This window comes from Bacterioplanes sp. CLAM21, from assembly GCF_059641015.1.
This window is the reverse complement of the sequence record NZ_CM184929.1, coordinates 114,962-139,129: the sequence shown is the minus strand read 5'-3', so window position 1 is coordinate 139,129 and position 24,168 is coordinate 114,962. Positions and strand designations below refer to the sequence as shown.

The following is a 24,168-nucleotide window of genomic DNA, read 5'->3' as shown; positions in this document are numbered from 1 at the left end:
TGTCGACGGCTGGTCTATAACTACAAAGCCGCACGCGGCAACTGTCCATCAACTTCTGCTGGGAGGGATGTATGGCTGAAGAAACCGAATTCCAAGACGACGATTTCAGCGCTCAGGAGTCTTCTGCAAATCAGGAGGCGGTTAGCGCGCTCAGCCGTGAGCAACTGCGCAAAGTCATGCAAAGTGATGTCGAAGCGTTTTTAGCCCGAGGAGGCAAAATTCAGCAAATCGACAACAACGTGATGGCAGATCCGCCGCGCAAACCACAAAGCAGTTACGGCAGTCGCCCCATTTAATGAGGCTGTCTGTGCCAACCGGCTCGTTGTCGGGCCGGGCCACTGTTCTCGTCACGGGTTGTTGCTAAGCTAGTGATTCACCACGAGACGAGTGACGGATCATGCCCTCTCAACAAGCCAGAAAACAACGTCAGCGCTTAAATGCGATTCCAGCCGCTGCGGCCCTATTAGCCTTTGCCTTTTTCTGGCTAGTGCACAGCAGTCTGATCTAGGGCCTGTTAACGCCATTTAGCTCTTTGCTGCTGGAATCCATTTTTATTGAGTAAGGCATGAGGTGCGCCGTTTAACCCGTTAAATAAGCATCGAATAACACAGCTCAAGGAAAAACGGACTCCAGCCCGTTTGCTTATGTCTGAAAATCCCTCAATCTGCGTTGCTCAACCTTCATCTAACTTGTTAAACATCCATCTTCGCGGCTTAATTGAGAGGTTTTCAGTTCATAACAGCGCGTCGAAATAGCGTTGCTCTAGTGTCAGGCAGAAATAGCTGCAATCGCTTGCGGCAACTGCGCTAAGTGGTTGATCTCTTGATCAGGCTGGCAATCTGAATAGCCCCAGGTCGCATCGCTAACATTAACCCACACGGTTTTCATGCCGAGTTGCTGGGCAGCGATAATATCCTGTTCCTGTTGATCTCCAATGTGCACACAGTGCTGTGGATCGGCACCGACGTGGGACATGGCTGCCTCGAACATATCGGCTGCCGGTTTGGCGGCACCAATTTGTTCGGCACTAAAGTGCGCAGTAAACAGATGATCAATGCCGATCAGGGATAAGTTGGCATTGCCGTTGGTGAGTGCGATCAAGGGGCAATTCTGGGACAGCTGCTGCAGAGACTGCAACGCACCATCGAATAAGGTGACTTGATTGCGAGCCTGATAAAACACGTCAAAGGCAGCGTTGGCCATCTCGCCAGCCGCGACTTCTTGTAGCCCCGCTTGTAAAAATATCCGCCGCAGCACTTCACGGCGTAGGTGTGACACTTGATGGCGCCATTGCGGATAACATTCGGCAATGGTGTTTTTATAGTCACGCAGCGTCTCCAGTGTGTAGAACTCGGCCGCTACCGGACAGTGCTGTTCTATCCAGCGAAAGCAGGCCAACTCAGCCGCGTGAATCACCGGGTCGGTATCCCACAAGGTGTGATCAAGGTCGAGAGTGATAAGCGCTGGTTGCATTACACCACCGGAATCTGCGGCAAACGCAGAGCGAGAATATCGGCGATGTAATCTAAAAATAGGGTGTCCATCGAGCTGCGATAATAACTGGGGTCATGGCTGGCAACACTGAGTACACCATGATTATCCTTGCCGCGTATTTGTGCAGCCGCGACAGACTTACAATCGGTGGATTGATTGCCCAGCAAGGTGGCAATGTCTTCGCCTTGTAGTTGACCGCAGATCGCACGATGACCTTTAAATAAGCGCTGTACTTGACGTTGTCGTTCCGCTGAGCGAATAGAGACGAGCGGCGCTTCCAGATTACGCTCGGTAAAGTGCAGCATGGCCCAGTTATCGACGCCAAAGTCATTGCGCAGCGAATCGTCCAGAGCCGCTTGCACCGCCAGCCAGTTTTCTGCTTCGACCAAGGCTAATACTAGGCGTCGACTTTTCTCAAATAATTGATCGTTGCGGCGGGCATTTTCCAGCAGGTCTGACAGACGCTGGCGCAGCTCGACGTTACGCTCCCTATGAATCGACAGCTGCCGTTCAACCAAAGAAGTGGCTGGGCCAGCATTGTGCGGGATACGCAGTTGCATGAGTAGCTCATCTTTACCGACAAAAAAGTCGGGATGATCCTGCAAATACTGCTTAACCTCGTCGTCTGTTAGATGAAGCTGCTGGCTCATGCTGTCCTCATACGTTCATTCGGCCTTCGAATACCGGGGTGGCTGGGCCTGTCATATGCACATGGCCTTGGTCACCATCCCAGTTGATCCACAGTTCTCCGCCGGGCAATGTTACCTTCACCCCGGGCTTTAACCAGCCTCTCAGTTGGCCTGAAACAACGGCAGCACAGGCGCCAGTACCACAAGCCATGGTTTCTCCGACACCACGCTCGAACACCCGGAGGCGGATTTCATGCTCGCTGACGATTTGCATAAAGCCAACGTTCACTTTGTTAGGAAACGCAGGGTGCGGTTCAATGCGTTGGCCCCACTCATTAACCGGGGCGCTATCGACATCTTCTACCCGCAATACGGCATGGGGATTGCCCATCGACACTGCGCCCAGCTGTACATTACCGATGCCATCGACCGGCAAGTCGTATTCTGGTTGAAAATCCGTAGCCGCAAACGGCACCTGAGCGGGGGCTAAGACAGGCTTGCCCATATCAACGATGACGTCTTTGTCATCGGTCAGCTGTAGTTGCATGATGCCGGTAGCGGTTTCGACTCGGATTGTGCGCTTGCCGGTTAGATGCTGATCGTAAACAAAGCGGGCAAAGCAGCGTGCACCATTGCCGCAGTTTTCAACTTCACTGCCATCGGCATTAAAAATACGGTAACGAAAGTCGACGTCAGGACGGCTGGGTTTTTCAACCAGCAGTAGCTGATCAAAACCGACGCCAAACTGTCTATGGGCTAGCTCGGCAATTCTATCGCTGCGGATATAGCCGTTCTGGGTGACCAGATCGACCACCATAAAGTCGTTGCCCAGGCCATGCATCTTGCTGAATTTAAGCCACATGCGACCTCCTCAGGGCAAACACTGTTCGGTGGCAAACTGCTCGGCCACCGTTTCGCGTTGGCGGACCAGATGCAGTTGTTGGCCATCGACCATCACTTCTGCAGGACGACCGCGGGTATTGTAGTTGGATGCCATCACAAAGCCGTAGGCGCCGGCCGACATCACGGCCAGCAGATCCCCGCTAGTGATGGCTAAATTGCGGTCCTTACCGAGAAAATCGCCGGTTTCGCACACCGGACCGACAACATCGTAGCTGCGTTGTTGTGCATCACTGTGCTGCTTGACCGGCTTAATATCTTGCCAAGCGTTGTACAACGATGGACGGATCAGGTCGTTCATGGCGCCGTCGATAATGGCAAAGTTCTTGTGCTCGCTCAGTTTCAGGTATTCAACCCGCGTGACAAATACTCCAGCATTGGCAGCGATGGAACGACCAGGCTCAAACAATAGCTGCAATGACCGGCCCTGCAGGCGCTGCTTTACTGCGCTGACAAATTCGCTAATGGAAGCGGGCGCTTCGTCCTGGTAAGTGACACCTAAGCCGCCGCCCAAGTCCAGGTGCTCAATGTGAATGCCGTTAGCGCTGAGTTCGTCGATCAGCGCCAGTAATCGATCAAGGGCATCAAGGAAGGGAGAAATCTCAGTCAGCTGGCTACCGATATGGCAATCAACGCCTTTGATGGTTAAACCCGGCAAGCTGCAGGCTTTTTGATAGATACGCACAGCATCATCAATGGCAATGCCAAATTTATTGTCTTTTAGACCGGTGGAAATATAAGGATGGGTTTGGGCGTCGACGTCTGGGTTGATGCGCAAAGATACCGGCGCACTGACACCCATGTCGCTGGCGACGTCGCTTAGTCGCTCTAGCTCCGCTTCGGATTCTACGTTGAAGCAGTGCACACCGACTTCCAGTGCTCGGCGCATTTCACTGGCCTGCTTGCCAACACCAGAAAATACTATTCGGCTGGCTTCGCCACCGGCGGCTAATACACGCTCTAACTCGCCTTGGCTGACGATGTCAAAACCCGCACCTAGGCGCGCCAACACCGACAATACCGCCAGGTTAGAGTTGGCTTTAACGGCGTAGCAAATCATGCCTGGCCAATCGCCCAAAGCCGTTTGATACTGTTTATAGTGGTGTTCCAGTGCCTGACGAGAATACACATACAGCGGTGTGCCATATTGTTCAGCGGCTGCCGTTAAGTCGACGTGTTCAGCGTGTAAAGTACCATCACGGTAAGTAAAAACTGACATCAGGATTGGGTATCCGTTACTGGTGGCGGAGTGGGTTCGGGTAGATACAAATCGCCTTTTTGCCCACAGGCTGTTAACTGACTCAGAGCGCAGCAAGCAAAAACAAGCATCAGCAGGCGCGTATGCATCAAACCCTCCAATTATGCACAACCAGGCGACTCTAGTGGTAGGTCGACTGGGCAGCGAAAAGGGCTAAGTATAAGGACAAACAGGCGTTCTGTCTCGGCGTAAGCGGATTGTTGCTCAGGCGCTTTCGACACCGCTATTGGTCGCTTTAAGTGCCTGATTGAGCAAACGTTCAGTGCGAAACTTGGCTTCCAGGTGATCGATAACCTGCCGATTGTCGGCCAGATCCAAGTCGGTCAGATAACAAGGGTAGTCGCTGCCGGGAGTTCGCAGCTTCATAACCGCCGCTGCTACGGCTTGGTACAGATCATCACCGTACTGCCAGATGCTGAATTCTTCGTTATTGCAGTACAGAGTCGGCTGTTGATGTTCATCGATAACCGAGCGCAAATCTATATTGGCTGTTTGCTCGGCGACATCAGGTAGGCGCTTTCGATTAACGGCAAAGTCGTAGCTGTTGGGCTGACGTTTGAGCTCGGCCAACAATAACTTGCGACCACCACGCTGTTGTTCCAATTGCCAGCGTTGATCTAGCTGTTTCAAAAATCTTACCACTGGCAGGACAGGATGCACGTTGGGTGTCGCGGATACCGGTTGGTGTAACAAGGCACCGCGCTCGTCCAGAAAGTACAAATACATTTGCTGTTTATGATGCCAATAAAATAATTGCCAAACGCCACTGCGGCTGTGCTCAAAAATCTGTCGTAGCGGGCTGTCTGGCAGCGCTGCGCGGTCAAACACGTAGGCTGTGTATTGTTCCCGTGGCCGTTGCAATAACTGCAGCAAATGTTTTGGGCTATTGGCTTTTAACAGCTTGGGCCCGTCGGAATCACACTCCAGTAAACAATACTGTTCTGCAACCTCGATGAGATAGGGGCTACGCGGACTTTTGATAAAATGTTTCAGTACATCTTCCAGTAGCTGTTCAACACGAATGGCGATGGCACCGGCATGGGTCAGAGACAGGCTGTGGCTGACAATTTCAGGCCAGCCATGCTCACGCGCCAGTGGCAGCCATTGCAATATATGCTGCAGACAGTCGAGTAACGCGGCATTGCCAGTGAAGCGATGAACATGCCATTCCCCCCAGCTGTTCATGGTCAGCAAATCAGCCGTCAGAATCAGGTTGTCACGCGCGGCACTGTAGCCCAGCGCATCATCGCGATTGGAGACCTTTTGCATGCCGCGACGGCTGAGCTGTTGCTGAGGATCAACCCCGACATTAATAAATAAATGCCAGTGCACGGGGCGAGCCGGTTGCTGCAGCTCAGTGCTGCTGGGTGGTTGAATCGGTAGCGCCCGAATGCGCTGCAATAATTCTTGCAGCTGATACTGATTCATTGGGTTGTCACTGGGATGCAAGCGTACTCGTGTGTGAGGTGTAAACAGGCCGTTGAATTGAGCAAAGCACAGCAATTCGATCAAGCTTGGGGATTGTTTTAGCGTTTGCTCTGGGCGAATTTCATTGTCTTGCCAATGGCCCACCACCAACTGCCAGCTTGGCATTTGATTGTCATCGTCACACAGGTTTAGATGCAGGCTTTCCTGCCCCAGTGACGTGACGATTCCCGGATTAATATCGATAATTTTTCCGGGTCGGGCATCAAATGCAGCGTACAGCCGGTTACCCAGTAAACGCATGTCACGACGACTGACATGAATACGATGGCTGTGTTTTTGGCTGAAATTAGCGATCAGCCGATAACTGCTGAGCATTTCGCTGATCAGTGCATGACGCTCTTGGGCCACTTGAGTCGGCCACCACTGTTCACGTTGATCGAGATCTTCCAGTTGAAAACGTCCCCATCCCCAATCCTGAGTAAGCTGCAGCATGGTTTGCGCGCGCCAACCACTGCTTTGTTGCCGCGACAGCTGGGTCAGACGCAGCTGAGTTTTGAAATAAAACGCCCGTCGTACTAATTCAATGCGCTGTTTGTTGCCTTCCTGGCTGAGCTGTTCGCTGATGCGCTGCAACATCAAAATGTAGGCATCACACTCACTGGCATCGGCATTGCCCTCATGCACCCGTTCTTTTAAGTCCCAGCACAAGGGCTTAATGTTGGGGTACTGGCTGGCGTAATGACGATTGAGCAGTAGCTTCAGTAGTGCTTTGTAGGGCGCGTGCAGGCCTTTACTTAACTGCCATAAACCGGCACCAACAAATTCGGAAATAGGGATAGTGGGAATGGCGCCAAAGTCGAGCCACTGCTCCGGATGAATGTGCATTTCATTGATTAAAAACTGCCAGCACTCTTCTGCTTTGCGTTCATGCTGATTGGGAATTAACCACCAGCGCGGTTTTAATCCTGCCAGCCACACCGCGCTGCGGTAAAACTCGTCGAGCAACAAAATATGTTGCGTGCTGCCGCAATCATCGCCTTCCGCCGAACGATGCTGGCCCTGGCGAAAGTCAGTCAGGTTCATGGTGAAGATATGCAACTCACAGCCTTGTTGCTTAGCCCAATCCTCTATTAAACGGCATTTGTTCTGCAATTCTGCCAGCGCATCGGCTGCGAGGGTTTCGTCGTGACACAGCCAGACATCCAGGTCACTGCCTGAACTTTGAGCCAATGAGCCAACGCTGCCCATTAAATACACCCCCAACAGGGCACAATCGCGTTGCATTCGCGGCAATTTGATGCCACGAGCTAACTGCTGCAATGCTTGCATTTGCTCCTGGCTCGGCGCAAACAAAGCGATGCCTGCGGTCACTTGGTGATGAATAAAACCAGGCAATCGGGGGTGATTTAGGTGCAGCAGCAGGGGCAAGGCATCGAGCACTTGCTGCTGCCTGGGCGTCATACGATCCCGGGCCCGCTGCAAGCGGGACCGGTTCAGTAGATCGAAGGATTGGTGCCAGCGTTGGAGGTCATTGGCACTAATATCAGGGGCAAACTTCATGGGCACAGTATAGGTGCCCACTAGTTAATCTGCCTGAATGATCCATTGTCCTTCGCGCATCAACGCACGCGTCGCTCCGGATAATTGTTGACCGCGACAGCTGATATTCCCACCACGAGAAAACAGCGCTGAGCGGCTAGCCGTTAAGCTTTGCTGCGGGTCGATCAGAGCAAATGTGGCGCTGTGACCAATGCTGAGTTCGGCACGTTTGCCAACGATGGCGGCAGGCACAGACGTCAAACTGCGAATCAGTGCTGTGGGGCTAAGTTCTTCGTTCAGCAACGACAATGCCAGTGGTAAGAAGTAGTCAAACATACTCAAACCCGCTTCGGCTTCGGCAAAGGGGGCTTTTTTGGCGGCAATTTCGTGCGGACGATGATTGCTGCTAATGGCCAGATCTCCCGCCGCGACGGCCTGCAATAAAGCTTGTCGGTCTGCTTCACTGCGCAATGGTGGTTGTACATGGAACTGGCTGTTGTAACCACGCACAGCTTCATCTGTGTACAACAAGTTGGCCAACGGCACATCAGCAGTAATCTGATGACCGCGGCTGCGGGCGTTACGCAACATGGCAATGCTGCGGGCACAGCTAATTTGACTGATATGCAGACGTACCGGTACTTGCTCCGCCAATAAAATGATTTGCGCCAACGCTGCGGTCTCGGCCGTCTCTGGCACACCCGCTAAGCCTAATTGAGTCGATACTGGCCCTTCATGCATGCAGCCACCGGCTGCTAAGGCGGCGTCGTTGGCCGACAAAAACATCGGTATATCGTAAGTGGCGGCATATTCCATTAGCCGTCGCAGCACATAACTGTCTTTGATGGGCTGGCGAGCGTTGCTCATGGCCACGCAGCCGGCCTCGTACAAACTGACCATATTGGCAATCTGCTCACCCGCTAAGCCTTGGGTCAGAGCGCCCAGTGGCAGTACTTCGGCGGCATTGGCTTGTTGCGACTTTTCGACAATCAGTTGCACGACGGCAGCGCTGTCGACCACGGGTTTTGTATCTGGCAACGAGCACACCTGGGTAAAACCACTGTGAGCGGCGGCCCGGGTTTCACTGGCAATATTGCCTTTGTGGCCGAAGCCCGGTTCGGCCAGATGAGCGCCGAGGTCGATAAAACCAGGAGTTAGCCACATGCCGCTGGCGTCGATGTGCTGATCGCCATCCAATGAGGTAGCGATGGCATCTATGCGGCCATCTAGGATGCGTACATCGGCGATTTCATCGCGTTCGTTGGCCGGATCTATGATACGTGCTTGGTGAATAACGGTACTGCTCATGCCGGCTCCTCGGTCGATTGTTGCGCTTGCTGGCCGCTCATGGCCATGGACATCACCGCCATGCGAACGGCGATGCCGTTGCTGACTTGATTGAGAATGACCGACTGTGGCCCATCAGCGACCGCCGATTCAATTTCGACACCGCGATTAATGGGCCCTGGGTGCATGACGATGGCGTCTGGTTTGGCCAGTGCCAATTTTTGCTCAGTCAAACCGTAAAGTTTGAAGAACTCACTTTCACTCGGCAGCAGGGCGTTTTGCATACGCTCCTTTTGCAGTCGCAGCATGATGACAACGTCGCAGTCTTTAAGCCCGTCTTCTAAACGATAAAACGCCTTGGCACCCAGTGACTCAATGTCGCGTGGCAGCAGGGTGGCCGGTCCTATGACTCGAACCTCCGCAGCGCCGAGTGTTTTTAACGCATGGATTTGTGAACGAGCAACGCGCGAGTGCAGTATGTCGCCGACAATGGCGACCACCTGGCCTTCGATTTGTTGCTTGTGGCGGCGAATGGTCAGCATATCCAGCATTGCTTGGGTTGGGTGTGCATGGCGACCGTCGCCGGCGTTGATAATGGCGACCCCTGGAGTCACCTGTTCGGCAATAAAGTGGGCGGCGCCTGAGTCGGCGTGGCGGACCACAAACATATCGCTGTACATGGCCTCCAGATTCCACAGGGTGTCCATTAGAGTTTCGCCCTTCGAGGTCGCCGAGCGAGCAATGTCGAGATTGAGAATGTCGGCCGACAAACGTTTCGCTGCTAGCTCAAAAGTAGAGCGGGTGCGAGTGCTGTTTTCAAAAAACAAATTCACCACGGTTTTACCGCGCAGCAAAGGCACTTTTTTAACCGCCCGTTCTTGCGTGCTGATAAAAGAATCGGCGGTATCGAGAATTTCAGTCAGTAGCTCGCGACTGAGGCCTTCGGTGGTGAGGAAGTGCTTCAGCCGACCGTCAGCGGTCAGCTGTACCTGGCTTGGATGGGACATAGATTAATTCTCTTTAGGACAAGCTCAGCGTTAATGGCTGTGGGCCAGACAATTTGATTACTTGGTTGTCTTTCAGCGTCAGGCGATGTGCACACACGTCGGGCTGAATGGGCAGTTCACGTTGACCGACGTCCAGCAAGCTGACCAGAGTAATGCGTGCAGGACGACCAAAATCGAATAGTTCATTCATCGCTGCGCGAATGGTGCGCCCGCTTTTGATAACGTCGTCCACCAGGATAATGTCTCTGTCTTCCAGGCTTTCTGGCAGGTTTGAGCCTTTCACCTCAGGGTGCAAGCCATGGCGGGTAAAGTCGTCGCGGTAAAAGCTGATGTCCAGTACCCCCATCGGGCCTGACAATGACAGTCGTTGTTGCAACTGTTCGGCGATCCATACCCCGCCGGTGCGGATGCCCACCAGCAGAGGCTGGTCGATCTGATGTTGTTGCAGGTATTGGCGAAGTTCATGTTCCAGCGTATCGAGCAGCTGGTTGATATCAGGCAGACTCATTGGGGCTCTCTTTCGCAGTGGGGGACCAGGGATGTTCGCTCATCCAGCTTTCTAGAATCAGTTGTGCCGCTAACCCATCGACGGAATGTTTGCCAAAGTCGCGCTCGCCCGAGTCGGCCAGCACCATGCCTTTGGCTTCGTAGCTGCTCAGACGTTCGTCGTGGGTCAGTGAGGGTCGATGAAAACGCCCCTCTAGGCGTCGGGCAAATTTGTCAGCACGGCGGCTCATGTCACTGGCGCTGCCATCCATATTCAGCGGCAAACCGGTAACAAAGGCATCAGGTTGCCACTCGTCTATGATGCGTTGCAATTGTTGCCAGTCGGGAATGCCGTCGCGGGCTTTAATGGGCGGTAACGGCTGCGCCGTGCCCGTCAGGCGCTGGCCAACGGCGATACCAATGCGCTTGGTACCGAAATCGAACGCCATCAGGCGTTGTAATGTGCTCAGGTTCATCAGGCGTGTCCGGCGTCCTGGCTGAGAAATTCGGCGCTGACGCCAAGGCGCTGCAGCGCTTTGTCGTACAGCGTTTGCGTCGGGGTATAAAACAGCAGCTCTTCATCGGCTTCAATGGTCAGCCAAGCATTGTTGAGCAGTTCGCTATCTAGCTGCTCGGCGTCCCAGCCAGCGTATCCGAGTGCCAGGTGAAAAGATTCTGGGCCTTCACCGGCGGCGATGGCGCGTAGAATATCTTTTGATGACGTCAGGTGACAGTATTGGCCAATGCTCAGGGTGGAGCTCCAGTTGCCAGGCTCGCGGTGCAAAATAAAGCCCGTTTCGGGGCTGACTGGGCCACCGCACTGAACCACCGGTTGGATGCCGGGTTTTCGTTCGATGTCGAGCTGTTCACACACGTCATGGAAGGTGACCGGCATCACACGATTGAGCACCAGACCCATGGCGCCTTCGTCGCTATGGTCACATAAATAAATGACACAGCCAGCAAACCAGTCTTCGTTCAGACTGGGCATGGCAATGAGAAAATGATTTTTCAGGCTGTTCAGTTGTTGCATTAACCCGCATCCGAGATGTAACGATTACCTTTAAACTGCCAGGTACGAATAATCTCTAGGATATCAAAATCGCGGCGCATTTCGTCGCTAAATGGTGCAAAAGGAGCTGCTTGGCGAACAATGCGCTTGGCGGCATCGTCCAGAACCTTGCGTCCCGATGATTGCAGAACGGTTAATTCGGCGATGCTGCCGTCCGGGCGAATGGCGACCAGCAAGCGCAATTGACAGTCATCAAAGCAGTCCTTGGCTTCTGGTGGATAATTACGTGCACCGGCCTTTTCGATATGGCGGCGCCAGTTATTGACGTAGTAGGCGTCGCTGGCCTTCATGGTGGAAGCTGCCGTCAGACGCTGCACCCTAGGTTTGCGGGCATAAGCTTGGCGCTGGCTATCGAGTTTGGCTTCTAGGCTGGCCATTTCTAGGCTGCGCTGTAGCAAGGATTGTTTGGGGCCGTCGGGTAATACCGTGCTTGGCGTTGGCGATTCACTGTTAATCTCACGCACTTTGCGCACGTTATTGCTTTGGCTGCTGACCAGCTGTTTTTCCGTTAGCTTTTGTTTGGGTGCGCTGGCCAGCTGCTCTTCAGGCGATGTTTTGCGAATGTCATTGTCATGGAAGTTGGCTTCCATGTCGGTAGTGAGCATTTTGGCTTCGTCTAACGTGCCGCTGCCTTGCTGATTTTCCTGGGCAATAAAATCGGCTTCATCGGGTGCTTTGTCACTGCGGTAATTGGCCAAGGTGACTTCAAGGGTGGTAGCCACTTGGCTGCTGTCCTGGGGAGCAAAGCTCACACCCAAAATAAGTAAGGCGTGCACAGCCAAGGCTAGAAACAAGGCAAAGCTAAGACGATCGGGCGCCTGCACTGGAGCGTATTGGGCCAGTGACAGATCTGAGTCAGGGAAAACAGGTGCGGTGGACATAAACTTCAGTATAGACCTACAAAAACACCGCCAAAGTCTGCGCTTTGGCGGCGCTTTTGTCCACCAGCTAGGGCCCGTCGCGGCGCTCTATTGCTGGATTTGTGATGCCAGACACTCAATCAGCTGGGCTGCCACATCGATACCGGAATCACGACTGATTTCACGCACACAAGTCGGGCTGGTGACATTAATCTCAGTGAGTTGATTGCCAATCACGTCAAGGCCAACAAAGTACAGCCCGCGTTGACGCAGGAAAGGACCTATTTCTTCGGCTAAGGCACGATTCTCATCCGACAGGGGCTGCGTGACGCCGCGCCCGCCGGCGGCCAAATTGCCGCGAGTTTCGCCAGAGGCGGGAATACGAGCCAAACAGTAAGGCACCGGCTCGCCATTAATCATCAAAATGCGTTTGTCTCCGTCGCTGATTTGCGGGATGAAACGCTGCGCCATGATTTGTTGTTGGCCATACTGGGTCAGTGTTTCGATGATCACGCTGACATTGGGGTCATCGGCTTTCAGGCGGAAAATTGACGAGCCACCCATGCCATCTAGCGGTTTGAAGATCACATCCTGATGCTGCTGATGAAACCCTTTGAGCAAATCAGCCCTGCGTGTAACCAGAGTTGGGGTCATCAGATGAGGAAAGGCGGTGGCATACAGCTTTTCATTGCAGTCGCGCAAACTTTGCGGCTTATTAGCGACCAGTACACCTTCTTGCTCGGCGCGTTCCAAAATATAAGTGCTATATACGAACTCGCTATCGAACGGTGGGTCTTTGCGCATCAATATGACGTTAAGATTAGCCAGTGGCGCTTCGCGATATTCACCGCGTTGGAACCAATTGTGTTCGTCCATACGAACGGTCAACGGGGCCATACGGGCCATTGCACGGCCATCTGAGATGTATAAATCTGCCTGTTCCATGTACCAAAGTTCAAAACCGTGACTTTGTGCCGCATTTAATAGCGCTAACGAGGTATCCTTATGGAAGTGGATGCCTTCGATGGGGTCCATGACCACGCCAAGGTGAATAGTCATGCAGTGAGTACTCCGCCAGTTGTAAAAATGCGACTACAGTGTAACCCATTGATGCAGATTATCGGTGCAACAGTGTTGGCGCTGATCGCTTCTGGTTTGGTGTATCAATGTGTGATACAAAAGTGCGCGAAGGCGTCACCTGCGTGGTCACAGTGCTTCAATCAGTTTCAGAACGGATGGTTAAGGCCCCTCTATGGACGACAACTTTCAGAATGTTAAGGTCATGGTCATTGACGATAGTAAAACGATTCGTCGTACGGCCGAGACGCTGTTGAAAAAAGTAGGCTGTGAAGTCATCACAGCCACCGATGGTTTTGATGCCCTCGCCAAGATTGCCGACACCCATCCCGATATCATTTTTGTGGATATCATGATGCCGCGTCTTGATGGCTATCAGACCTGTGCCCTGATCAAAAATAATTCCAAGTTCAAGTCGACGCCTGTCATTATGCTGTCCAGTAAGGACGGTTTGTTCGATAAAGCGAAAGGTCGCATCGTTGGCTCAGACGAGTACCTGACCAAGCCGTTCAGCAAAGAAGAGTTGCTGAGCTCAATTCGCCAATACGTTAATTCCTGAGCCGACAACACAGTTTAATGAGGAAGTAGGCATGGCCCGCATCTTGGTAGTTGATGATTCTCCCACCGAAATTAAAGCATTCGAAGCAATGCTCAAGAATAACGGTCACGAGGTGATCACAGCTGAAAATGGCGCCGACGGCGTTGCCAAAGCACGTCAGGAAAAACCCGATGTTGTTTTGATGGACATCGTTATGCCGGGTCTCAATGGTTTTCAGGCAACGCGTCAGTTAACTAAAGATGACGACACTAAGCATATTCCTGTCATCATCGTAACCACCAAAGATCAGGAAACTGATCGGGTGTGGGGCAAGCGCCAGGGGGCATCTGGCTATCTGGTTAAGCCAGTCAGCGAAGCCACCTTGATGTCTGAAATCGACTCTGTAATGGCTGGCTGATATGACACCATTTGCGCAACTTCTGGACATTGCCGAAAGAAGTCGGCGCAACGCTTCAGACCTGCCACAGCAGGTTGAAGCGGTACGTTATTGGCGCGGGGTTGGCTTCATGGTTGCGGGCCAAACCTTTGCAGCAGAGATGGAAGACGTGGCTGAAATTCTTCAGCCGCCCAGATTAACCCGAGTACCTGGTGTAAGAAGCTGGGTGCTGGGGGTGGCCAATGTGCGGGGACGCCTCGTTCCCGTCATGGACCTTGCGGGGTTGCTGCAGTTGCCGTCGAAAGCAAATTGGCGTAGCCGCAGGGTGTTGGTGGTCGAAGATGGTGATCACCTCACTGGCTTAATGGTCGATGCTGTGCTGGGCTTACAGCAGTTCCCTGAAGAAGATAGTCAAACGCCAGATGGTTTGGACCCCGCGTATGCGGGCTACATCAGCAATTGTTATCAGCGTGATGGCAAGCTCTGGCCTGTTTTTCAGCTGCGGCAACTGATTCAGTCGCCGGAGTTTATGCAGATAGCGGTGTAATAGCCGCGAGATAAATGTCACCAGCAATGTAAGTTGCCGGTGTACGAACAACAAAGCATGCAGTGAGTGTGGAGAGAACGGCATGAGCGGAAATAAAGGAAACGTCATCTCGACGGTATTCCGAAACCGTCTGAACGGTGTCTTGGTGGTTCTGCTGGTTGTGTTCCTGGTGGCCTTTATCGGTATCACGGTATACGTAAACAACCTGAGCAGTCGGGACGAGCAATACATTGAACACGCCAACGAATTGCGGGTTCTGTCGCAGGAGCTGGCGAAAAACGCCACCGAAGCGGCTGGCGGTAAAGAGCAAGCGTTCCGAGAGTTACGCGTCGCTCGTGACCGTTTTGAACAGCGCTGGCGTTATCTTAGCAAGGGCAATCCGGAAACAGGTTTGCCGCCTGCTGAAATTGCAACCATGACGGACGTGCAAGCGGTATGGGACGGCGTAAACGAAAATGCTGCTCAGATCGTACGTTCTCAAGACATTATTCTGTCTTTGCACGAAGTAGCAGCAACGCTCGCTGAGACGATTCCACAGCTGCAGGTGGAATATGATGAAATTGTTGAAATTTTGCTCGACAATAACGCCCCTGCTGAACAGGTAGCCGTTGCACAACGCCAATCCTGGCTGGCAGAACGTATCGTACGTTCGGTAAGCAAAGTGCTAGAAGGTGGTGAAGATGCGGTGATGGCGGCCGATGCATTTGGTCGAGATGCGTCTTTGTTCGGACGCGTACTGGAAGGTATGTCTGAAGGTAACGTGGCGATGAACATTTCTCAGGTTACCGACGATGAGGCCGTATTCGCCTTGGCTGAAGTTACAGAGTTGTTTGCCTTCGTTAACGGCTCGGTGGATGAAATTCTCGAAACCTCTCCAGAACTGTTCCAGGTGCGTGAGGCATCGGACCGAATCTTCGCTGACTCAGTGCAGCTTCTGAGTTTGACGTCTAACCTCGCTGCCCGCATTCAGTCCGATACTGCAACCCGTGACCTGTTACAGTTTGTTGGTTATGGCGCGGCTCTGCTGGCTATTGTGATGATGGTACTGCTGGGTGTGGTTTCGTTCCTAGAAGCACGCCGTGACTTGGAAGAAACAGCCAATAAAAACGAACAAAACCAGATGGCAATTTTGCGTCTGCTGGACGAAATTGCCGACCTTGCAGATGGTGACTTGACCGCATCGGCGACGGTAACGGAAGACTTTACCGGCGCGATCGCTGACTCTATCAACTACGCCATCGACCAGATGCGCTCGCTGGTGTCGGCGATTAACGAAACGGCGGTACAAGTATCGTCGGCCGCACAGGAAACTCAGGCGACTGCTATGCACCTTGCGGAAGCATCTGAGCACCAAGCTCAAGAAATTGCTGGTGCGTCAGCTGCGATCAACGAGATGGCGGTGTCGATTGACCAAGTATCTGCCAACGCCTCTGAATCGTCAGCGGTTGCGGAGCGGTCGGTTGCGATCGCCAACAAAGGCGCCGAGGTGGTACAAGCGACGATTAACGGCATGGACAACATCCGTGAACAGATCCAAGAAACCTCTAAGCGGATTAAGCGTCTGGGTGAATCGTCACAGGAAATTGGTGACATCATCTCGCTGATTACCGACATTGCTGACCAAACCAACATTCTGTCGCTTAACGCTGCGATTCAGGCATCGATGGCGGGTGACGCCGGTCGAGGCTTCGCGGTGGTTGCGGATGAGGTACAGCGTCTTGCGGAACGTTCTGCTGCGGCAACAAAGCAGATTGAGGCGCTGGTTAAAACGATTCAGAACGATACTAACGAAGCGGTAATTTCGATGGAAACCACCACTTCGGAGGTGGTGCGTGGTGCACGTCTGGCACAGGATGCGGGTGTTGCACTGGAAGAAATTGAGAACGTATCGAAAAACCTGGCCGACTTGATTCAGAACATTTCGAATGCGGCCCGTCAGCAGGCATCATCTGCCGGTCATATTTCCAACACGATGAACGTGATTCAGGAAATTACCTCGCAAACGTCGGCTGGTACGACCGCTACCGCGAAATCGATTGGTAACCTGGCAGAAATGGCGAACCAGCTGCGTGAATCTGTAGCCGGCTTTAAGCTGCCAGAAAGTGAACTGGAGTCTCACGACGAGCAGCAGCAAGTGCTGTAATGGCACGCTGATCGGATGAGGTCGAATGAATCACTCTTTGTACTCAGGTTCGGGCATTGTTCCAGAGATGGACGATGTCCAATTTAGTCGCTGGCAGTCTCTGCTAGAGGAACGCACTGGCATGTGTTTGCCGGTGCAACGCCGGTCGTTCCTGCAAACCAGTCTAGGACTGCGTATGCAAGAAGTTGGCTGCGAAAGCTATCAAGAGTACTACGACCGGGTATTAAGTGGCCCTGCGGGGGCAATTGAGTGGAATACTCTGGTTGATCGCTTAACCGTGCAGGAAACTCGTTTCTTCCGTGATCCGGATGCCTTTGCCTTCGCTGAACAGCATATGCGTCAGTTGCATCGTAGCTTGCCAGTCAATAGCGCATTCGAAGCTTGGAGCGTCGGCTGCTCCTCTGGTGAAGAAGCTTATAGTCTGGCAATGTTGGCGCAGGAAATATTTGCTGCCGACAATCGCAGCTTCGCGGTGACTGGTACAGATATCTCGACCATTGTTTTGCGTAAAGCCAGGGCTGGACGCTATATGTCGCGTTCTTTGCAGTGGTTACCTGAGTTCTGCCGCGATTCTGGCATGTTGGCGCTAGATAATGGTCATATCCAGATCAGTGATTCATTACGTAAAAGTTGCTGTTTCAGTCAAGTTAACATCCTAAATCTGGATGCTTGTCCACTAGAGGAACAGCACCTTATCTATTGCCAGAATGTATTGATCTATTTCCGTCGCTGGCGGCGTCGGGAAATATTGAATGCACTGGCCCAACGCCTGGCTCCGGGCGGTGTGCTAATAATTGGCCTCGGTGAAATGGTGGACTGGCAGCATCCGCTGCTGGAACCTGTGCGTAGCAGCCGTGTGTCGGCGTTTATACGCAAGTCAGAGAATTCGACAGGGGAGACCGCAAGGCGATGAGCCAGGACTACATCGCCCTTGAATGGGTAAAAGGGGAAATCAGCGAAACCTTGCAGCAAGCGCAGCAAGCGCTTGAGGTATACGTTGAAAACCCGGAAGACAAGAGTCGGCTGAAGTTCTGTCTCAGCTACCTGCATCAGATCCATGGCACCTTGCAAATGGTGGAATTCTATGGCGCTGCCTTGCTGGCTGAAGAAATGGAAGCGGTTGCCTCTGCTCTGGCCCATGGGGAGCTGAGAAACGAACGTGATGGCTTAGAAATTCTTATGCAGGCCATCATTCAACTGCCGCATTATTTAGAACACGTCAAAGTCGGACGTCGAGACCTGCCTGTGGTACTGCTGCCCATTTTGAATGAGCTACGTAGCGCCAGAGGTGAAGTATTCCTGTCAGAAACAGCACTATTTAAACCGACCATTCCTGCTGCCCAGCCTCTGACGGAGCAACAAAGCAAGGTGTTTGGTGGCCAGGAGTTTAAAGACTGGTCGCGTAAAGTTCGGCAGATGTTCCAAGCTGCAATGTTGCAGCTGCTGCAGCAAAAACAACCTGAAGTTGCTAAAGGCTATTTGAATAAAACCTTTATGCGGCTATACAAAGCCCTCAAAGGAACTCCGCAAGGGCGATTATGGCTGGCGGCGTTGGCGTTCAGTGAATGGTTGATGAAGCAGCAATCGATGCCGGCGAGTTCTAAACAGTTGCTGCGGGAACTCGATCACCTGTTGAAAGATACAGTGGATAAGGGTGCCGTCGCTGTCGCTCAAGAACCGTCCCATGAACTGATTAAAAATCTGCTGTTTTATGTCGCCCGCACCGAGGTGCAAGCAGATGGTATTCGGCTGGCGCAAGAATTGTTTGGTTTGCGCCAAGCATTGCCAACGGAAGATGAACTAGAGCAAGAGCGCAGCGCTTTATCGGGACCTGATAGAGACACGGTGACCAATGTTATTGGTGCCTTGATTGATGAGATTGCATCGGTCAAAGATCGTTTAGATTTGTTGGTACGTACCGACGAAGATCGCTTCACTGTACTCGAAGAAATGCAGCCTGCGTTGAAGCAACTCAGCGATACCATGGGCATGCTGGGTATGGGCATGCCGCGCAAGGTCATGCAACAGCAGTTAGGACAAGTCGGAAAAATGCTGGAAGAGCAGGAGGCGCCAGATAGCGACCTGCTCGATATGGCCGGTGCCCTGCTGTATGTCGAAGCGACATTAAGTGGCATGCAAAAAGATGGTGACCTCAGTCACCAGCAGGTGACGCCGCTATCAGATGCTCAGTTAGCGGTGCTGCGTGAAGCGCGCAATGTATTGGAACAGGTTAAAGAAGCCATCGTCGAATACATTGGCAAACACTGGGATCCGCAAGAAATCGATGATGTGCCGCGTTTACTGCACAGCATAGAAGGGTCTTTGAATATGATTCCGCTGCCAAGGGTGGCGGACATTCTTTCTCAGGCAGCCGCTTTTGTCAGTCAGCAGCTGATCGCAGAGGGCATACAGCCTCAGTGGTCGGTGATGGATGTATTGGCCGATGTGCTATCTGGTGTTGAATACTACTTAGAGCGTTATCAGCAAAGCACCACCAACACCAGTGACGAGTTATTGGATCGGGCTGAGCAGTCATTGCAGCAGTTGCCGGTGAGTGATACGCCGGTTGCAGCTGCTCTCGAAGATGATGCCCCGGACGAGTTGGGTGACGACGAAGTTACCTCATTTGATCGTGCATTGACTCTCGATAGTGCTGATGAAGCCCCTGCGACTGAAGCAATATCGACAGCAGACGTCGTGACCGATGTCGAACCTGAAGTGGTTGAGGACGAGCCGCAATCGGCTGACGAGATCTCAACCTCAGTTGCCGAAGAACAGATCGATACTGAAGCGGAAGTTGAGGCTGAAGAAGCCAGTTCCGAGCCGCCAGCTGTAGAAGTTGTGCCTGAGGTGGCAGAGACAGTCGAAGACGACGACAGTCTCATTGATGATGAAATCCTTGAAATCTTCCTCGAAGAAGCAGAGGAAGTGACGGAAACGCTCGAAGAGTTTTGGCCACAGTTTGTTGCCGATCGCAGTGATCAAGAGGCCCTTGCCACAGTACGTCGTGCCTACCACACGCTGAAAGGCAGTGGCCGTATGGTCGAAGCTGAGGTGATTGGCGAGTTGGCCTGGTCAGTCGAAAATATGTTCAACCGAGTGTTGGACAATACCATCCAGATTAATGATGACCTGATCGCTTTGGTCACTCATGTGATGCAGCAATTGCCGGCGTTAATTGACGACTTCCGTCATCGCCGCCCTGCATCCGTCGATACAAAACCACTGATGGAATATGCATTTGCGCTTGCCGGTGGTCAGGCCAGTCACTCCTTTCAAGCCTTACTGACTGGTGAAACAGACGAGCCTGCTGCTCAAGCCGAGGTACAGCGTGAGCCGTTAGTCGAGACTGCAACGCCTAAGCCAGATTACAAAGTTGAAGTAGATGAAGAGCTGATTGATGTCTTCGTCACAGAGGCGGCCACTCATCTGGCTTGCGTTAAAGATTTTATTAAAGAATCGCGCCAGGAGCAGTGCAGTAATCTCATCAGCGATCATTTGCAGCGAGCACTGCACACTTTAAAAGGCAGTGCCCATATGGCAGGCCTTACTCATGTGGCAGAAATCGCTGCACCGCTGGAACGCTTGATCAAGGAGTTACGTGCCTATCAAGTACGCAATACACCGGGACTGGTGGATCTGCTGGATGAGGCCGTTACTTTATTGAGCTCGGTGTTAGAACCTGATGTGTTAATTCGCACTGACGACATCGATGGCAGTGACGCTTTTCTGGAACGTTTGAAGCAACTTGAGACATTGGTGCTTGAGCCACTGCGTCAGTCTGAAGAGGCACACAATGCACCTAACCCTCATGCCATCTCTCAGTTTCTCGCCAATGGTATGGATTCTCTGCTAGAGGCCGATGAATTATTGCAGCAATGGCGTCAGGGCGAGCAGGGCGTGTTGGATGGCTTGGTAGATGACTTAAATGATGTCGCTACCGGCGCTACCGATGCAGAAATTCCAGCAATTCAGCTGCTGGCTGAATCACTCGATCAGTTTTACGAGCGGGTGCGTGGCCAGGAAGTCAGTGCTAATGATGAATTAGTGGACGCCGCATCAGAAGCCCACGAAAAGCTGCTAAGCATGATGGACTGTCTAGCCGCAGGACAAGAACTGCCTAGCCCAGATGCTATCACTGAACGCTTAGAGTCCTTACCCGAGGTGGCTGCAGAAGAGTCGCTGCCAATGGATGACTCAGAAGAAATAGAGCTGGCGGCAGGATTACCTGACGTCTCTATTGATGACGAAGCAGATAATGATGACGCTCAGTTAGCCAGCGTTGAAGATGAAGATATCGAGCTGTCTGCAGCATCGCCTCAAGCCGAAGCTGAACAGCAAGAGTCGGTCGAAGAACTCAGCATTGATGTTGAAGATGAAAACATCGATTTGGTTGCGGCCGTGCCTGATGTCGATAACGAGGACGAGCTTACATCATTCTTACCAGATGCATCTGATGACGAGGATGATGCTGATATTGAGTTGTCGGTGGCAGATGTGCCAGCAGACGATGACGTATTCGATGCGCCAGTTGCACCAGTAGAACCAACACAAGAACCAGAAGCTCTTGAGGCGTTGCAGCCGTTGTCTGACGAAGATGACGAGCTGTTGAATATTTTCCTTGAGGAAGCTCAGGAAATCACCGAAACCGTGGAAGGTGCCCTGCAACGCTGGCAGGACCAGCCGGATAACCTGCTCGAGGTGGCGCAGCTGCAACGTGAGTTGCACACCCTGAAGGGCGGTGCTCGTATGGCGGATCTACATGCCGTAGCCGATTTGTGTCACGAGTTGGAAACCCTGTACGAGAACGTTAACGATGGACGTCTGAGTGTCTCTGGAAAACTGTTCGAGTTGTTGTTGCAGTCTCACGATACCCTGGGAGAGCAGCTAGACACAGTACGTATGGGTTCTGCTCCACGTCCAGCTCAAGGCTTGGTGGATACACTGAAAGCCTTTGCCCGCGGTGAAAACAAAGCGTTTGTGTTGGAACAGGATAATTCCGAGAGCATCGTTGAAGAAATGGCAACGTCGCCGGTTCCTGCCGCTGAGGTGTCGGGTGTTCAGGTTGCAAGTCTGGACGAGTCTGACCGTGAAATTCTTGAGATTTTTGTCGAAGAAGCTCAGGAGTTACAGGAATCACTGGACCGCGCCTTGCACGATTGGGAGCAAACACCCGATGATCAAGAAGCGCCAGCAGAAGCTCAGCGGGTCTTACATACCTTAAAAGGTGGGGCTCGTCTTGCTGGTCTGACCGATATCGGTGATATGGCCCATGCCTTTGAAGCTGATATTTTACGCGCTCAGCAAGGCTTATTGGCGAAAGATCAGGCCTTCTTCCAGGATGCTTACTTGCGCCAGGATCGCCTTATTAACCAGGTTGAGTCGGTTGCTGATTTGCTGGCCAATGACGGTTACGTGGTGCTGGGAGAAAGCGAACTGGTACAGCCTACACCAGTGGTTGAAGATGCTCCTGTCGTCGACGTGGTTGACGAAGCGGACGTCATCGTTGAGGTAGAAGACACGACTCCGCCAGTTGCTGACATCAGCGACAGCGAAGCGGCGGAGAGCGAGCAAACCAACGTTGTGCCGTTGAGGCCACAACAGCCGTCTGCGCCAGCTCCAGAGCAAGCTGCAGCGCAACCAGCAGCCGTGCGCAAGGCACCACAGGAACTGGTTAAAGTGTCAGCTGACTTGCTTGATACTTTGGTGAACTTGGCCGGTGAGACCTCTATTGGTCGTGGCCGTCTGGAACAGCAGGTATCGGATTTCACCGGCACGCTGGACGAGATGGAGATGACTCTGGATCGTTTGCGCGATCAGCTGCGACGCTTGGATATCGAAACGGAAGCCCAGGTGCTATTTCGTCAGGAGCGTCAGGGGCCAGATTATGATGACTTTGACCCGCTAGAAATGGACCGCTATTCGGCCATGCAGCAGTTGTCGCGGGCTCTGATGGAATCCGCCTCGGATTTGTCCGACTTGAAAGAAACGTTGGGCATGAAATCCCGTGACGCAGAAACCTTGCTGTTGCAGCAAAGTCGGGTCAACACTGAACTGCAAGAGGGTCTGATGAAGACCCGCATGGTACCTTTCCAGCGCATGGTACCCAGGTTGCGTCGTATTGTGCGGCAAATCGGTCTTGAGCTGGATAAACAGGTTGAATTCCGCGTTATCAATGCTGATGGTGAAATGGACCGGACGATTCTTGAACGTCTGGTGTCACCGCTTGAGCACATGGTGCGTAACGCCATGGACCACGGCATCGAAGACCGGCAGCAGCGCGCCCAGGCGGGTAAATCCGATAGCGGTAACATTGAGCTGGAAATCAGCCGTGAAGGCGGCGACGTGGTGCTGAAGATGCGCGACGATGGTCGTGGCATCAACATCGATGCGGTGCGCAAAAAGGCTATCGAGCGTGGTTTGATGGAAGCCGGTGCACAATTGCCAGACCACGAAATCATGCAGTTTATTCTGCAAGCCGGTTTCTCCACTGCTCAGGCGGTGACGCAGATTTCTGGTCGTGGTGTCGGCATGGATGTGGTGAGCAGTGAAATCAAACAGATGGGTGGCACGGTAGAGATTCTGTCTCAGCCAGGCCAAGGCACTGAGTTTGTTATTCGTTTGCCGTTTACCGTGTCAGTGAACCGTGCCTTGATGGTACGTGTGGGGGATGATTTGTACGCTGTGCCGCTGAATAATATTCAGGGTATCGTGCGTATGCCGATCAAGCAGTTGCAAGCCATGTATGATCAACCGAGAGATCAGCGTGTTTATGAATATGCGGGTAACCGCTACCACCTAGAATATCTGGGGGTAGTGATGGATACCGATACACAGCCGAAAATTGCCTCTCAGCATTTGCCGTTACCCGTATTGTTAATTGGCGGTGCCAACCCATTTGCGGTGCAGGTAGATACCCTGCTGGGTTCACGTGAGATTGTGGTGAAAACCCTTGGGCCACAATTTGCTTCGGTGATGGGGGTATCGGGTGGCACCATCCTCGGGGATGGTAGTGTGGTAATCATTCTTGATTTACCGGCCATGATTCGTACTCAAAGCAGTCTTGAGTATCAGCAAGCGAAAGCGCTGGATGCCCAGGCAGCAGAGCGTCGTCACGAGCTTGAGCGGCGTTTACCACGCATTCTGGTGGTGGACGATTCGGTAACGGTGAGAAAAGTGACCACGCGCTTGTTGGAACGGAACGGCATGGAAGTGTTCACCGCCAAAGATGGTGTGGATGCGATGGCAACCATGCAAGACCATCATCCAGATCTGATTCTGCTCGATATCGAAATGCCGCGTATGGACGGCTTTGAGGTGGCTTCTCAGGTACGCCACGATTCGCGCTTAAAGGATATTCCTATCATCATGATTACCTCGCGGACCGGTGATAAGCACCGCGACCGAGCGATGTCGATTGGTGTGAACGATTATCTTGGTAAGCCTTTCCAAGAAGACAAACTGTTAGCGGCTATGACTCAGCTACTGGCGCTTGAGGATCGCTAA

At 52.7% G+C, this 24,168-nt stretch carries 19 protein-coding genes and 2 pseudogenes; 8 read left to right on the top strand and 13 right to left on the bottom strand.

The annotated features are described in order from the left end of the window. Positions 1-71: 71 nt before the first annotated feature. Positions 72-296 carry a hypothetical protein gene (locus AC55FS_RS00580; RefSeq protein WP_496934118.1) on the top strand — a complete coding sequence of 75 codons (225 nt, stop codon included), beginning with the start codon at positions 72-74 and terminating at the stop codon, positions 294-296. A 472-nt stretch (positions 297-768) separates the two neighbouring features. On the opposite strand, the gene AC55FS_RS00575 is transcribed toward AC55FS_RS00580, so the two are convergent. The 13 genes from AC55FS_RS00575 to gshB all read right to left on the bottom strand — a co-directional run bounded on the left by AC55FS_RS00575 (position 769) and on the right by gshB (position 13,019). After that, the gene (locus AC55FS_RS00575) at positions 769-1,473 is read right to left on the bottom strand and encodes an HAD family hydrolase (RefSeq protein WP_496934117.1); all 705 of its coding nucleotides are present in this window, start codon (positions 1,471-1,473) and stop codon (positions 769-771) included. Continuing rightward, positions 1,473-2,144: a DUF484 family protein gene (locus AC55FS_RS00570; RefSeq protein WP_496934116.1), complete on the bottom strand. Its 672-nt coding sequence runs from the start codon at positions 2,142-2,144 to the stop codon at positions 1,473-1,475. The genes AC55FS_RS00575 and AC55FS_RS00570 overlap by 1 nt, the downstream gene beginning before the upstream one ends. A 7-nt stretch (positions 2,145-2,151) precedes the next feature. Beyond that, positions 2,152-2,985 (bottom strand): diaminopimelate epimerase, encoded by an 834-nt coding sequence (dapF, locus tag AC55FS_RS00565; protein ID WP_496934115.1) that lies wholly within the window; start codon positions 2,983-2,985, stop codon positions 2,152-2,154. A gap of 9 nt (positions 2,986-2,994) precedes the next feature. Next, entirely contained in the window at positions 2,995-4,242 is a 1,248-nt protein-coding gene (gene lysA / locus AC55FS_RS00560; RefSeq protein WP_496934114.1) for a diaminopimelate decarboxylase, read from the bottom strand. Continuing rightward, complete coding sequence (lptM, locus tag AC55FS_RS00555) at positions 4,242-4,352, bottom strand: LPS translocon maturation chaperone LptM (RefSeq protein ID WP_496935927.1); 111 nt, start codon at positions 4,350-4,352, stop codon at positions 4,242-4,244. The genes lysA and lptM overlap by 1 nt, the downstream gene beginning before the upstream one ends. A 133-nt stretch (positions 4,353-4,485) precedes the next feature. Next, positions 4,486-7,290, bottom strand: coding sequence for a class I adenylate cyclase domain-containing protein (locus tag AC55FS_RS00550; protein ID WP_496934113.1), 2,805 nt, complete (start codon positions 7,288-7,290; stop codon positions 4,486-4,488). A 3-nt stretch (positions 7,291-7,293) separates the two neighbouring features. After that, positions 7,294-8,556 carry a dihydroorotase gene (locus AC55FS_RS00545; protein ID WP_496934112.1) on the bottom strand — a complete coding sequence of 421 codons (1,263 nt, stop codon included), beginning with the start codon at positions 8,554-8,556 and terminating at the stop codon, positions 7,294-7,296. Then, positions 8,553-9,542, bottom strand: coding sequence for an aspartate carbamoyltransferase catalytic subunit (locus AC55FS_RS00540; RefSeq protein WP_496934111.1), 990 nt, complete (start codon positions 9,540-9,542; stop codon positions 8,553-8,555). The genes AC55FS_RS00545 and AC55FS_RS00540 overlap by 4 nt, the downstream gene beginning before the upstream one ends. Positions 9,543-9,555: 13 nt before the next feature. Further along, the gene (gene pyrR, locus AC55FS_RS00535) at positions 9,556-10,050 is read right to left on the bottom strand and encodes a bifunctional pyr operon transcriptional regulator/uracil phosphoribosyltransferase PyrR (RefSeq protein WP_496934110.1); all 495 of its coding nucleotides are present in this window, start codon (positions 10,048-10,050) and stop codon (positions 9,556-9,558) included. Continuing rightward, positions 10,037-10,504 carry a Holliday junction resolvase RuvX gene (gene ruvX / locus AC55FS_RS00530; RefSeq protein ID WP_496934109.1) on the bottom strand — a complete coding sequence of 156 codons (468 nt, stop codon included), beginning with the start codon at positions 10,502-10,504 and terminating at the stop codon, positions 10,037-10,039. The genes pyrR and ruvX overlap by 14 nt, the downstream gene beginning before the upstream one ends. Continuing rightward, positions 10,504-11,061: a YqgE/AlgH family protein gene (locus AC55FS_RS00525; RefSeq protein WP_496934108.1), complete on the bottom strand. Its 558-nt coding sequence runs from the start codon at positions 11,059-11,061 to the stop codon at positions 10,504-10,506. Before AC55FS_RS00525 ends, ruvX begins: the two co-directional genes overlap by 1 nt. Continuing rightward, the gene (locus tag AC55FS_RS00520; protein ID WP_496934107.1) at positions 11,061-11,981 is read right to left on the bottom strand and encodes an energy transducer TonB; all 921 of its coding nucleotides are present in this window, start codon (positions 11,979-11,981) and stop codon (positions 11,061-11,063) included. Before AC55FS_RS00520 ends, AC55FS_RS00525 begins: the two co-directional genes overlap by 1 nt. 87 nt (positions 11,982-12,068) lie before the next feature. Next, on the bottom strand, positions 12,069-13,019 hold the full coding sequence (gene gshB / locus AC55FS_RS00515) for a glutathione synthase (RefSeq protein ID WP_496934106.1): 951 nt from the start codon (positions 13,017-13,019) through the stop codon (positions 12,069-12,071). Between the two features lie 193 nt (positions 13,020-13,212). Between gshB and pilG the strand changes: the two genes are divergently transcribed. From pilG to AC55FS_RS00480, 7 genes and pseudogenes are all read left to right on the top strand, one after another. Continuing rightward, positions 13,213-13,596 carry a twitching motility response regulator PilG gene (pilG, locus tag AC55FS_RS00510; protein WP_094059372.1) on the top strand — a complete coding sequence of 128 codons (384 nt, stop codon included), beginning with the start codon at positions 13,213-13,215 and terminating at the stop codon, positions 13,594-13,596. A gap of 31 nt (positions 13,597-13,627) precedes the next feature. Then, positions 13,628-13,993 carry a twitching motility response regulator PilH gene (pilH, locus tag AC55FS_RS00505; RefSeq protein WP_496934105.1) on the top strand — a complete coding sequence of 122 codons (366 nt, stop codon included), beginning with the start codon at positions 13,628-13,630 and terminating at the stop codon, positions 13,991-13,993. A gap of 1 nt (position 13,994) precedes the next feature. Continuing rightward, positions 13,995-14,519 carry a chemotaxis protein CheW gene (locus AC55FS_RS00500; protein ID WP_496934104.1) on the top strand — a complete coding sequence of 175 codons (525 nt, stop codon included), beginning with the start codon at positions 13,995-13,997 and terminating at the stop codon, positions 14,517-14,519. Between the two features lie 238 nt (positions 14,520-14,757). Then, a pseudogene (locus AC55FS_RS00495) lies at positions 14,758-15,457 on the top strand (type IV pili methyl-accepting chemotaxis transducer N-terminal domain-containing protein); the annotation flags it as partial. Positions 15,458-15,624: 167 nt separating this feature from the next. Further along, positions 15,625-16,662, top strand: a pseudogene (locus tag AC55FS_RS00490) (methyl-accepting chemotaxis protein); the annotation flags it as partial. Between the two features lie 25 nt (positions 16,663-16,687). Next, positions 16,688-17,575 (top strand): CheR family methyltransferase, encoded by an 888-nt coding sequence (locus AC55FS_RS00485; RefSeq protein WP_496934103.1) that lies wholly within the window; start codon positions 16,688-16,690, stop codon positions 17,573-17,575. After that, entirely contained in the window at positions 17,572-24,168 is a 6,597-nt protein-coding gene (locus AC55FS_RS00480) for an Hpt domain-containing protein (protein WP_496934102.1), read from the top strand. Before AC55FS_RS00485 ends, AC55FS_RS00480 begins: the two co-directional genes overlap by 4 nt.